Below are 12,159 nucleotides of genomic sequence, written 5' to 3' on the forward strand. Positions count from 1 at the left end.
ATATCAATTATATACCGTGCCATACTAATTGAAAAAAGGAGACGAGTTATGAGAAGTATGCGAAGTATTTTATTGTTAGTTTCTGTTTTGTTATGCTTTTCTTTAAATAGTGCATCGGCCAAAAGATATATGATGTCTATTCATACCGCGTCTCCTTTACATATGCAGCGGCAACATTTTGGTAAAATGAAAGTGAGTTTTTTAAAAGTTGGGCAAGGTGATGCGACACTTATTACATTGCCAAATGGACAAACGATGTTAATTGATGGGGGACCTTATGAAGCAGGTGAGGTTATCATTCAAAAACTAATCGAAAAAGGGATTAACCATTTAGATGCTATCGTCAGTACGCATCCTGATATGGATCACATTGGAGGACTCATTCCGATTGTAGAGCAAATGCCGGTAGCACTTATATTAGATAGTGGAAAAACATATAGTTCTTTTACGTATCACACATACCGGAATCATATTAAAAAAAGAGGAATTCCTTTCGTTTCAGTAAAAGAGGGACAATACATACCGCTAGATCCGCATGTTTCCATACAAGTATTAAACAATGGGAAATCAAAAGATGAAAATAATGAATCTTCAATTGTGTTAAAGGTACGATACGGAAAAGCGGATTTTTTACTAATGGGTGATGCTGATGTGCGGACGGAAACTGAAATATTAAAGCAATTTGATGTACATGCAGATGTGTTAAAGGTGGGACATCATGGCTCCTATACTTCAACAAGTGAAATGTTTATAAAGAAAGTAGAACCGCAGTTTGCAATTCTTTCATATGGAAGCAGAAATCCGTATGGACATCCGCATCAAAGTGTAGTGAGACGCTTAAAACAGCATGGTATAATGATATATGGAACAAACAAACGTACAGTAGAAATGGAAACAGACGGCGAGCATATTACAATAGGCTCTAGTGGATTAATGCCATTACTTAAGTGAGTAATATGATAGGGGATATTCTCCCTTTTTGGAAAACTGAATAACATATATTATAATTGCAAGAGACGTACTAAGTTTCCTTTTTGTTAAACAAAGAGGAAATTTCATTCGAATGTATAGACAACTACTCGTGCATATATTAAGATGGAATTAGGCGAATAAGGTAATAATAACAAGTAGGTATTTCATGGGAAAGGATCGATGAAAATGAAAACGCAAGTTGTCATCAATGCCAAAATTTATACAGGTCAAGAAGTAGTGGAAAACGGATTTATTCGTTACGCAGAAACAATTAAAGAAATTGGTTTGATGGCTCAATATGTATCACAAGAAAATGAAGCGGTTTTAGATGCGGCAGGGAAGATTGTGATTCCAGGTATGATTGATGTTCATATTCATGGTGGGTACGATATTGATGCGATGGATGCAAATAGCGATGGATTAGTAACTCTAGGTAAAGAAATGTTAAAAGAAGGAGTTACAACTTACTTTCCAACAACAATGACACAAGCTCCAGAAGCAATCGAAGCGGCACTACATGCTGCGAAGGAAGCGAAAGAAAAAGGAGCACATTTCGAATATATTCACTTAGAAGGACCGTATGTTTCAAAAAAACGTGCAGGTGCACAACCACTTGAACATATTGTTCCTGCGAATATTGAACAATTTAAACAATGGCAGGAAGCAAGCGGGAATCTAATTAAATTAGTAACATATGCACCTGAAGAAGAAGGTGCGTTAGAATTTGAGCAGTATCTTGCTGAAACTGGTGTTGTTGGCACAATGGGGCATACAGATGCAATTGATGCGCAACTAAAAAATAGAAACATTACACATGCAACGCATTTATACAATCAAATGCGTGGATTACATCACCGTGAACCAGGAGTTGTTGGTCATGTGTTATTAAATCCAGATGTAATGGTTGAAGTAATTACAGATGGTATTCATATTGACCCTGATATGGTGAAATTAGCATATAAATTAAAAGGACCGAAAAAAGTAAGTGTTATTACTGACGCAATGCGTGCAAAAGGTCTTGAAGATGGATTATATGAGCTTGGCGGACAGCCAGTACATGTAAAAGATGGTAGTGCTCGATTAGAAGATGGAACGTTAGCTGGCAGTATTCTAAAAATGGATCAAGCTTTCCGAAATGTAATTGAATTTACAGGTTGTTCAATCGAAGATGCAGTACTGATGACATCAGTTAACCAAGCAGAAGAGTTTGGATTAAATCATAAAGGTGCATTAGTGGTAGGAAAAGATGCAGACTTTGTTGTGATGAATGAAGATTTACATGTATATGATACGGTTCGTTTAGGAATTCATATGAAGGAAGGGAAGTAATTAAATGAATATTCTTGTTGTAAAAACTCCAGAAGAACTAGCAGAAGCAGGTTATAAATTAATTGAAGAAGTTGTAAACACAAAAGAAAATCCAACATTAGGAATGGCTACAGGAAGCTCTCCATTAGGTATTTATGCAGAAATGCGAAAAAATAAACTTGATACAAGCCGTGTAACCACTGTAAACTTAGATGAGTACGTAAATTTACCACATGAAGATAAAAACAGCTATCACTATTTCATGCAAGAACAGTTGTTTGATCATCTTCCATTTAAACAAACTTATGTACCAAACGGGATGGCAAGTGATTTAGAGGAAGAGTGCAAACGTTACGAGGGCATTCTAGCTGCTAACCCAGTTGACCTACAGATTCTTGGAATCGGTGAAAACGGTCACATCGGATTTAACGAACCAGGAACACTGTTTAATTCTCCAACAAACATTGTTGAATTAACAGAGTCTACACGCCAAGCAAACCTTCGCTTCTTCGAAAAAGAAGAAGATGTGCCAACTCATGCGATTACAATGGGGATTGGAAGCATTATGAAAGCGAAACAAATTCTACTTGTTGCTATGGGTTCTAAAAAGGCAGAAGCTGTGAAAGAATTATTACAAGGTGAATATAGTGAAGCGTGTCCTGCTACAGTTTTACAACGTCATCCGAATGTAACCGTAATCGCTGATCAAGAAGCTCTATCTTTATGCAGTGAGGCGATTGCTGATGAACATCGACAAGTATTCACCATTTCCGATCTATTATCAGATTCAAGAGTGGGTGAAACAGCTAATTGAGGACGGCGAATGGAAGCCGGGAGATAAAATCCCATCTGAGAATGAACTTTGCGATAAGTTCGAAGTGAGTCGTATGACAATCAGACAGGCGATTAATAATTTAGTGGAACAAGGTTATTTATATCGGAAACGTGGAATCGGTACGTTTGTCCAACTTCCGAAAGTGGAACAAAAATTGCAAGGAATGACGGGATTCACAGAAGATATGATTTCTCGTGGGATGAACCCAAGTAGTCAATTACTTAGTTTCCGCCTAGTTCCAGCTACTGCAAAAATAGCAGACCGGTTGAGAATACAGGAGGGAGAGTCGGTTTATGAAGTGAGGCGTATACGCTTAGCTGATGATGAACCGATTGCTTTTGAGACGACATATTTGTCGCCAGCTCTTGTAAAAGATATTAACGAAGAAATATTGCAACAATCTTTATATGAACATTTAGAGAAAAAACTGGGCTTTAAACTTGTTAGCGCTACTCAATCAATTGAAGCTTCAATTGCAACGGATAATGAAGCTGAACATCTGCATATTCCTAAAAAGGCGCCAGTGCTTGTAATGCGTCAATGGTCATATTCAGAAGGTGAAGTACCGTTAGAGTATGTGAAATGTATTTATCGTGGGGATCGTTATAAGTTTATTACAAACATCGCACGTAACAAATAATATATTTCAGTTTGTGAAGTACAGTTAATGTCAAATTGTTTAACATGTAAAGAAAAAATACGACTCATCCTTATAAGGAGTGAGTCGTATTTTTATTATGAGCAATTACGTGGTTAACAGCATCTTTAACTGTATTTACTACATAGTGAGCGTGTTCTTTTACTGCGTCATCTGCTTGAAACATAGCAAAACTGTGAGGAGTTAAAGAAAACATCGGGATATCATTATAAGAATCCCCTATGCAAGCAACTTCCTCTGGTTGTAGTTGAAACTCTTTTAATAAAACAGAAATAGCAGCCCCTTTACTAATATTAGGTGGCATTACATCTAAACATTGTTCTGCTGAAATGAATGTACTAACTTTTCCGTGGAATTGTTCATCAATTTTTTTCTGAAGGAGTTGTAAGCTTTCCTTTGTTCCACCGACAGAGATTTTATTTGGAAAAATTGTATCATCAATTTTCTGTAATAGACGCGGTTCTTCAACAGAAGTCATCGTTACTTGTTGTTCAAGTTCATGAATAAATGGTGTTTTCTCTTCAATGTAATAATTATGCTCATCACTTACATAACGAAAATAAGGATCTTCATTTGTCATTGCTAACAGATCAGGTAGAATACTCGAATCGAATGTTGCGGATAATAGTTGCTTGTTTTCATGTGTGTACACGAAAACACCATTTACACTAATACGATGGAAATTTGTATTTACAGCTTTCATTAAGTCTGCAATTTCATTATCCAGTCGGCCAGAAGCGAAACAAAGAATAACATTTTGCTCAGCAAGACTACGAAGTGCTACAATATCCTGTTCGTCAATTAACCCTCCGTGTTGCATCATTGTACCATCGATATCACTTACAAACATTTTAATCATGTTGTTATCCCCTTTCTATGTACAGTTGCTCTTACATTATACGCATCATATATAAACATGTCTAAAAAACGAATTTTTATGAAATGGTAGATGTTTTATATTGACGACAAAGAAGAATGTTCTGTAACATAAAAGCAGGCTATTTAAGTACGAGGGTGGTGTTATATGAGTAATTATCTAGAAATTAAAAAAGTTTTAAATAATAATGTTATCATTGCTAGCCATCCTGAACATGAGGAAGTAGTAGTGATCGGTAAAGGAATTGGATTTGGGAAAAAAGCGAAAGACATATTGGAGCAAGAACAAATTGAAAAAATGTTTGTTTTAAAAAATGAACGTGATCGTGAACAATACAAACTGTTAGTGCCGCATGTGAGTGAAAAATTAATCGAATTAATGAATGATATTATGTTCTACATTCAAGAAAAAGCAAAATCACCATTGAATGAACATATTCATATCGCTTTAACAGATCATATTTCTTTTGCGATTAAGCGGTTAAAACAAGGACTTACAATTGATAATCCTTTTTTAGTTGAAACGAAAATGCTCTATCCAGAGGAATATGAAATTGCTGAAGGTGTTGTAGACCTTTTAAATTCTCGTTTGCAAATTACATTGCCAGAAGGAGAAATTGGTTTTATTGCACTCCATATTTACAGTTCACTTACAAATTCAGATTTATCTTCAGTTAATCAAAACTCCCGTCTCATTGCACATCTTGTATCTTTAATTGAGACAAACTTACAAATTACATTAGACCAAGAAAGTATCCACTACTTACGCCTTATTCGTCATTTACAATATGCTATTGAACGGGTGAAAAAAGGGGAGAAAGTAGAGGAATCACAAAGTTTTGCTGATTTATTAAAGGCGGAATATCCCGTCTGTTATAATTTAGCTTGGAAGCTAGTTAAGGTCATGCAAAAAGAATTGCAACTTCCTGTGTATGAAGCAGAGAGCATATATTTAACGATGCACCTGCAGCGCTTAGTGAAAGCAGAGCATGTGTAAAAAGACATATATTTTTGTCTAAAATGAAAACGTTAAAAAAAATCATTGAATCGCTTACAATAGTTATGTATAATAACTATTGCAAAGTTATACAAATTTCGACAAACACATTAAGGTAAGTAACGAAAACGTTTGCCTTAATTATAGTGAACTTATACGTAAACCTATTTTTGACACGTGTTACTGATTCGATCAGGCATGAGTGGAGAAAAGCAAGGAATGTAAGCTAGAGAAAGGGATATACTACCCTTTGTATAGCTATCGTTCTATCTTTTTTTCCTCATGTCTTTTTGGCGTTTGTCGGAAGGTATCAATATAGATAAGAGAGGAAGGGTTTCCATGTTTAAGAAGATCTTTGGTGTTCTTCAAAAAGTCGGAAAAGCGTTAATGCTTCCAGTAGCGATTTTACCGGCAGCAGGTATTTTACTTGGATTTGGTAATGCATTTCAAAATCCACAGTTAACAAATGTTATTCCTGCTTTAAAAGCAGATTGGTTCGTAATGGTAGCAAAAATTATGGAACAATCTGGTGATATTATTTTCGCTAACCTTGCATTATTATTCGCAGTTGGGGTAGCAATTGGTTTAGCTGGTGGAGACGGAGTAGCTGGATTAGCAGCGTTCGTCGGCTACTTAATTATGAACAAAACGATGAGTGTGTTCTTAGAAGTAGATAAGCTAGTGAAAGTAACAAGTTCTGGAGCAGACCCAGTAAAAATTGGATTTACAGATCCAGCATATGCAAACGTATTAGGAATTCCAACGCTACAAACGGGAGTGTTTGGTGGTATTATCGTCGGTATAGTAGCCGCATATTGCTACAATAAATACTTCAACATTGAATTACCATCATACTTAGGTTTCTTCGCAGGTAAGCGTTTCGTACCGATCGCAACTGCAACATTCTCTTTAGTAGTAGGTATAATCATGTGTTTCATTTGGCCATACATTCAAGGTGGCTTAAATACGTTCTCACATCAAATGATTGATGCAAATAGAACATTAGCAGCATTCATATTCGGTTTAATTGAACGTTCATTAATTCCATTTGGATTACATCACATTTTCTATTCACCGTTCTGGTTCGAATTCGGTCAGTATACAAATGCAGCTGGCGAATTAATCCGTGGTGACCAAAAAATCTTTATGGCACAGTTAAAAGACGGTGTAGAAATAACAGCAGGTACATTTACAACTGGTAAGTATCCGTTCATGATGTTCGGTCTTCCAGCAGCAGCATTAGCAATGTACCATGAAGCACGTCCTGAAAATAAAAAATTAGCAGCGGGTATTTTAGGCTCTGCTGCATTAACATCTTTCTTAACAGGTATTACAGAACCACTTGAATTTTCATTCTTATTCGTAGCACCAGTACTGTTCGGAATTCACGCAGTATTCGCTGGTCTATCATTTATGACAATGCAAATTTTAGGTGTTAAAATTGGTATGACATTCTCTGGTGGTTTAATCGACTTTATGTTATTCGGTGTACTACCAGGCCGTACAGCATGGTGGTGGGTAATTATTGTTGGTCTTGTACTAGCAGTTATTTACTACTTCGGATTCCGCTTTGCAATCCGTAAATGGGATTTAAAAACACCTGGTCGTGAAGTAGCAAATGCGAATGACGGCGCAGGTAAAACAGAAGCAGGAGAACTTCCACGTGAAGTATTAGTAGCACTTGGTGGTAAAGAAAACATTGCTTCTTTAGACGCTTGTATTACTCGTTTACGTGTTCAAGTTAACGAACAAAAGAATGTAAACAAAGATCGCTTAAAAGAGCTTGGAGCAGCTGGTGTACTTGAAGTTGGAAATAACATTCAAGCTATTTTTGGACCGAAATCTGACACATTAAAATCACAAATTCATGATATTATGTCAGGTCGTACACCTCATGTTGAAAAAGAAGAGCCTGTAAAGGTAGAAGAAACTCCTAAACAAGTTGATGAAAACGAAACAATCGTATCACCAATTGAAGGGAAAATCTTATCGATTACAGAAGTACCTGATCAAGTATTCTCAGGAAAAATGATGGGAGACGGATTTGCAATCGAGCCAACAGAAGGAACAGTAGTTTCTCCAGTTAACGGTGAGATCGTCAACGTATTCCCTACAAAGCATGCAATTGGTATTCAATCTGAAGGCGGAAAAGAAATTTTAATCCACTTCGGTATTGATACTGTAAAATTAAATGGTGAAGGTTTTGAAGCACTTGTAGCACAAGGCGACAAAGTGAAACAAGGACAACCATTATTAAAAGTAGATCTTGCATTTGTAAAAGAAAATGCACCATCTATCATTACACCAATTGTCTTTACGAATTTACAACAAGGACAACAAGTCGAATTGAAAAAAGATGGAAATGTTAAGAAGGGCGAAAACGCTATTATTGACATTCAGTAGGAATTTGACGCAAAATGTTTATAATTATAATAGGCGATGTGGTTGACCGAACATCGCCTATTATATACAATAGATGATGTAGTACTCACGTCTATACAACTAAAAAAATACTGTAATTTAAAGGAGATAAATTATCATGGAAAAAATCTTTAAAGTAACTAGCGACTCAGGAATTCATGCTCGTCCAGCAACTCTACTTGTAAACACTGCAAGCAAATTTGGTTCTGACATTAACTTAGAGTATAACGGAAAAAACGTTAACTTAAAATCAATCATGGGTGTTATGTCTTTAGGCATTCAACAAAACGCAGAAATTAAAATCACTGCAAATGGTGATGATGCAGCTCAAGCACTAGCAGCTATCGAAGAAACTATGAAAAACGAAGGATTAGGAGAATAATGACTCTTAACATTCAAGGGATCGCTGCATCAAGTGGGATTGCTATTGCAAAGGCTTTCAGACTTGAGAATCCTGAATTTAACATCGAAAAGAAATCAATTACAAACGAAGCTGCTGAAATTGCACGCTTAGACGCTGCGCTTGAGAAAGCAAAAACTGAATTAGAAGCAATTAAGGACCATGCTTTTGCTGAGCTGGGTGCTGATAAAGCTGCGATCTTTGAAGCACATTTATTAGTGTTAAATGATCCAGAACTAGTAAACCCAGTAAAAGATAAAGTAAATAGTGAAAAAGTAAATGCTGAATTTGCAATGGATGAAGTTGCATCAATGTTTATTTCTATGTTTGAAAACATGGATAACGAATATATGAAAGAACGTGCTGCGGACATTCGTGACGTAACAAAACGCGTTCTTGCACATTTACTAGGAATTAACTTCTCAAACCCTGGTACAATTTCTGAAGAAGTAATCATCATTGCTGAAGATTTAACACCATCTGATACAGCTCAGTTAAACCGTAAGTATGCAAAAGGTTTTACAACTGATATCGGTGGACGTACATCTCACTCTGCAATTATGGCTCGTTCTATGGAAATTCCTGCAGTTGTTGGTACGAAAGTTGTTATGGAGAAAATCCAAAACGGCGATATCGTAATCATCGACGGTTTAGATGGAGAAGTAATTGTAAATCCATCAGAAGAAACTCTTCGTTCTTTTGAAGAAAAGAAAGCGAAATTTGAAGAGCAAAAAACTGAATGGGCAAAATTAAAAGACCAAGCTACTGTAACAAGTGATGGACATCACGTTGAGCTTGTTGCAAATATCGGAACACCAAATGATGTACAAGGTATTATCGATAATGGCGGAGAAGGCGTTGGTTTATACCGTACAGAATTCTTATACATGGGCCGTGACAATCTTCCAACAGAAGAAGAGCAGTTCGAAGCGTATAAAGCAGTTCTTGAAGGTGTAAAAGAAGGTCAACCTGTTGTTGTTCGTACACTTGACATCGGTGGAGATAAAGAACTTCCATACTTACATTTACCAAAAGAAATGAACCCATTCTTAGGATACCGTGCAATTCGCTTATGCCTTGATGAGCAAGATGTGTTCCGTACACAACTTCGTGCATTACTTCGTGCTAGCGTATACGGTAACTTAAAAATTATGTTCCCAATGATTGCAACTCTTGATGAGTTCCGTCAAGCGAAAGCAATCTTATTAGAAGAGAAAGCGAAACTTGTAGAAGCGGGTACAACTGTTTCTGATTCTATTGAAGTGGGTATGATGGTTGAAATCCCAGCTTCAGCAGTATTAGCAGATCAATTCGCAAAAGAAGTTGATTTCTTCTCTATCGGAACAAATGACTTAATCCAATACACAATGGCTGCAGACCGTATGAACGAACAAGTAGCTTACTTATACCAACCGTATAACCCATCTATTTTACGTCTTGTAAAAATGGTTATTGATGCGGCTCATAAAGAAGGCAAATGGGCTGGTATGTGTGGTGAGATGGCGGGAGATTCACTTGCTATCCCATTATTATTAGGATTAGGTTTAGATGAGTTCAGTATGAGTGCAACATCTATTCTTCCTGCAAGAACACAACTAAGCAAGTTGTCAAAAGCAGAAATGGAAACATTAGCAGAAAAAGCACTAATGATGTCAACTGCTGAAGAAGTTGTTGAACTAGTTAAAAGCATATAATTAATAAAAAAACCTGAGTCGATTTGAAATCGGTCTCAGGTTTTTTCTATGAGAAAAGTAACTCTTATTTTCTTACTATAGAGGATAAGACACAGAACTAGATAGCGATAGCAACGATATCAGTTGGGCATACACGTAAAATACCATTAAAAGTATTACGTTGACGGTTCTTATCATCTTTGTCGTTGTCTTTATCATCTTTATCATTATTGTTACGAGCTAAAGCAGAGAAAAGAGCAACGCCGTTAGCGAAACCTTCAAAAATTACATTGTTGAAAGATCCAATACCTTTAATGCTTAAAAGAGAAAGTTCTGTTCCAACTGAAATGCTAGCAAGTACGTTACATACAGCTGGTTGTTGTGGTTTTACCTCTCTCTCTTTCTCGCGATGGTCACGATGGTCGCACTCTCTTTCACGATGATGACAGTCTCTAAAGTTATCACAGCATCCAAATGATCCAAACATAATCCTCATCACCCCCTTCACACTTATAATCTATGTAAGTTCGGTAGTTAGTGACTGGACAGAGAGTGGAATTTTTTATGGGGGATTTTCTCATTTTAAAAGACTAGCTGGGTGTTTAGTACGGAATGATGTTTAAAATAGGGGAAATATCACAAAAAAGTGTAAAGACCACCGAAATGAATGAAATAGGTAGGCTTTACACTTTTTTACTTTTATATAAAACGATGATATATACAGGGAGAGCTAAGAGTAGTGGTGCAATGGATCTTGCAGTATGTTTTTCTGCGTCTAATTGGAACGTTTCTTCTTTTGGGAATTGTAACACTGATATGTTTGTAGCATCGCCAATAAAATATAACAGTAGTACAGTTACTATGTAACTTAAAAGTGCGATAAAGCTTCCGTATGAACTCAATGAAAATCCCTCTCTTGTTATCTATTTGTTATCATTGTATCATAATTGTAACAAAAACACACGGTTATATTTCAATGCTTTAACAAAATTCGACACGAAACGCCATTTATGTGTATGGGGATAGCATGAAATTTACTATTTGTTTATGTATAGATGTCGAATAATACATTGTAATATTACGGGTGTGTGACAGAAGAAAAAGAAACGAAGGTAATGAAATTACCTTCGTTTCTTTTTTATACCGTATTAACAGGCAGTAAGCCCCTCACATTGATTAAAGGTTCACTTTATTATTTTGCCCATTCACTCACTTGTTCTACGCTCATTCGTGGTGCAGGATGACCTTTTAAAGTTGATTCACCAATTGTAATAAGCATAATTGGTACGTAACGAGATGAAACATTGAATTCTTCTGTAAGTGCTTGTGGGTTGAAACCACCAATAGCACAAGTATCCCAGCCAGTTGCTTTAGCCGCAAGCATAAGTTGCATTGCTGCTAAAGATGCATTTGAAAAGGCTGCATCTCTTGGGAATTGCTCACGAGCATATGCAGAGTCAATATTTTTAGCTAAGCGCTCTTTTGCTTCTTCTTTCATAAATCCTTGTTCTACAATTGGACCATAAACTGGTTCAACGTTTTTATAAGCTTCTAAATCACCTAAAATAGCGACTACAGCAGAAGCATCAAGTATTTGTTGCTGGTTATAAGCAATTGGATGCAATCGTTTCTGTACATCTTCACCTTGGAATACAAGGAATTTCCAGTGCTGCAAGTTCCAAGCAGAAGGTGCTTGAGCAGCTCCCTTTAAAATCTCGTGTAACTCTGTAGATGAAATTTCTTTCTCTGGGTTGAATGCACGTGTAGATGTGCGTTCGTATAGAACATTAAAAAAGTTGTCGTTTGTCATTATATATCCTCCAAGTAACATATCAAATTATAAAAAATACATGTAATATATTCTACTTACATTTTGTAAGTTGTCGAATTTAAGAATATAATATCTTTATTTTAATTGTCAAGTTTTAAAGAGGAAGCTAGGGCATTCATACAAACGATACAATTCCTATCATCATACACTAAAAAAGGAATTTATAGAGAAAAAGCGAAGAGAGCATT

12 protein-coding genes are annotated in these 12,159 nt (G+C 36.2%); 8 read left to right on the forward strand and 4 right to left on the reverse strand.

The features are described from left to right. Positions 1-48 precede the first annotated feature (48 nt). The 4 genes from ILT06_RS04540 to phnF all read left to right on the forward strand — a co-directional run bounded on the left by ILT06_RS04540 (position 49) and on the right by phnF (position 3,755). The gene (locus ILT06_RS04540; RefSeq protein WP_064474898.1) at positions 49-951 is read left to right on the forward strand and encodes a ComEC/Rec2 family competence protein; all 903 of its coding nucleotides are present in this window, start codon (positions 49-51) and stop codon (positions 949-951) included. A gap of 207 nt (positions 952-1,158) precedes the next feature. Beyond that, the gene (nagA, locus tag ILT06_RS04545) at positions 1,159-2,301 is read left to right on the forward strand and encodes an N-acetylglucosamine-6-phosphate deacetylase (protein WP_064475087.1); all 1,143 of its coding nucleotides are present in this window, start codon (positions 1,159-1,161) and stop codon (positions 2,299-2,301) included. A 4-nt stretch (positions 2,302-2,305) separates the two neighbouring features. Continuing rightward, positions 2,306-3,094, forward strand: a complete 789-nt coding sequence (gene nagB, locus ILT06_RS04550) for a glucosamine-6-phosphate deaminase (RefSeq protein WP_064474899.1) — start codon at positions 2,306-2,308, stop codon at positions 3,092-3,094. Further along, positions 3,024-3,755: a phosphonate metabolism transcriptional regulator PhnF gene (gene phnF / locus ILT06_RS04555; RefSeq protein WP_002194085.1), complete on the forward strand. Its 732-nt coding sequence runs from the start codon at positions 3,024-3,026 to the stop codon at positions 3,753-3,755. Before nagB ends, phnF begins: the two co-directional genes overlap by 71 nt. A gap of 70 nt (positions 3,756-3,825) precedes the next feature. Here phnF and ILT06_RS04560 read toward each other — a convergent pair whose 3' ends face one another. Beyond that, the gene (locus ILT06_RS04560; protein WP_064474900.1) at positions 3,826-4,632 is read right to left on the reverse strand and encodes a Cof-type HAD-IIB family hydrolase; all 807 of its coding nucleotides are present in this window, start codon (positions 4,630-4,632) and stop codon (positions 3,826-3,828) included. Between the two features lie 165 nt (positions 4,633-4,797). On the opposite strand from ILT06_RS04560, the gene glcT reads away from it, so the two are divergent. The 4 genes from glcT (at position 4,798) to ptsP (ending at position 10,161) form a co-directional block, all read left to right on the forward strand. After that, on the forward strand, positions 4,798-5,646 hold the full coding sequence (glcT, locus tag ILT06_RS04565; RefSeq protein ID WP_048546230.1) for a glucose PTS transporter transcription antiterminator GlcT: 849 nt from the start codon (positions 4,798-4,800) through the stop codon (positions 5,644-5,646). Positions 5,647-5,985: 339 nt separating this feature from the next. Beyond that, entirely contained in the window at positions 5,986-8,049 is a 2,064-nt protein-coding gene (gene ptsG / locus ILT06_RS04570; protein ID WP_098102737.1) for a PTS glucose transporter subunit IIABC, read from the forward strand. Positions 8,050-8,185: 136 nt separating this feature from the next. Further along, on the forward strand, positions 8,186-8,449 hold the full coding sequence (gene ptsH, locus ILT06_RS04575) for a phosphocarrier protein HPr (protein WP_000411080.1): 264 nt from the start codon (positions 8,186-8,188) through the stop codon (positions 8,447-8,449). Beyond that, a complete protein-coding gene (gene ptsP / locus ILT06_RS04580) occupies positions 8,449-10,161 on the forward strand; it encodes a phosphoenolpyruvate--protein phosphotransferase (RefSeq protein ID WP_000174214.1) in 1,713 nt (570 codons plus the stop codon). The genes ptsH and ptsP overlap by 1 nt, the downstream gene beginning before the upstream one ends. A 97-nt stretch (positions 10,162-10,258) precedes the next feature. On the opposite strand, the gene ILT06_RS04585 is transcribed toward ptsP, so the two are convergent. The 3 genes from ILT06_RS04585 to ILT06_RS04595 all read right to left on the reverse strand — a co-directional run bounded on the left by ILT06_RS04585 (position 10,259) and on the right by ILT06_RS04595 (position 11,950). Next, the gene (locus ILT06_RS04585) at positions 10,259-10,627 is read right to left on the reverse strand and encodes a DUF3915 domain-containing protein (protein WP_060749672.1); all 369 of its coding nucleotides are present in this window, start codon (positions 10,625-10,627) and stop codon (positions 10,259-10,261) included. Between the two features lie 196 nt (positions 10,628-10,823). Further along, positions 10,824-11,042 carry a hypothetical protein gene (locus ILT06_RS04590; protein WP_000100492.1) on the reverse strand — a complete coding sequence of 73 codons (219 nt, stop codon included), beginning with the start codon at positions 11,040-11,042 and terminating at the stop codon, positions 10,824-10,826. Positions 11,043-11,332: 290 nt separating this feature from the next. Continuing rightward, positions 11,333-11,950, reverse strand: coding sequence for a nitroreductase family protein (locus tag ILT06_RS04595; protein WP_222654869.1), 618 nt, complete (start codon positions 11,948-11,950; stop codon positions 11,333-11,335). Positions 11,951-12,159: the final 209 nt, after the last annotated feature.

Origin of the sequence: Bacillus sp. 17RED48 (assembly GCF_019837545.1) — a bacterium.
GTDB lineage: Bacteria > Bacillota > Bacilli > Bacillales > Bacillaceae_G > Bacillus_A > Bacillus_A wiedmannii.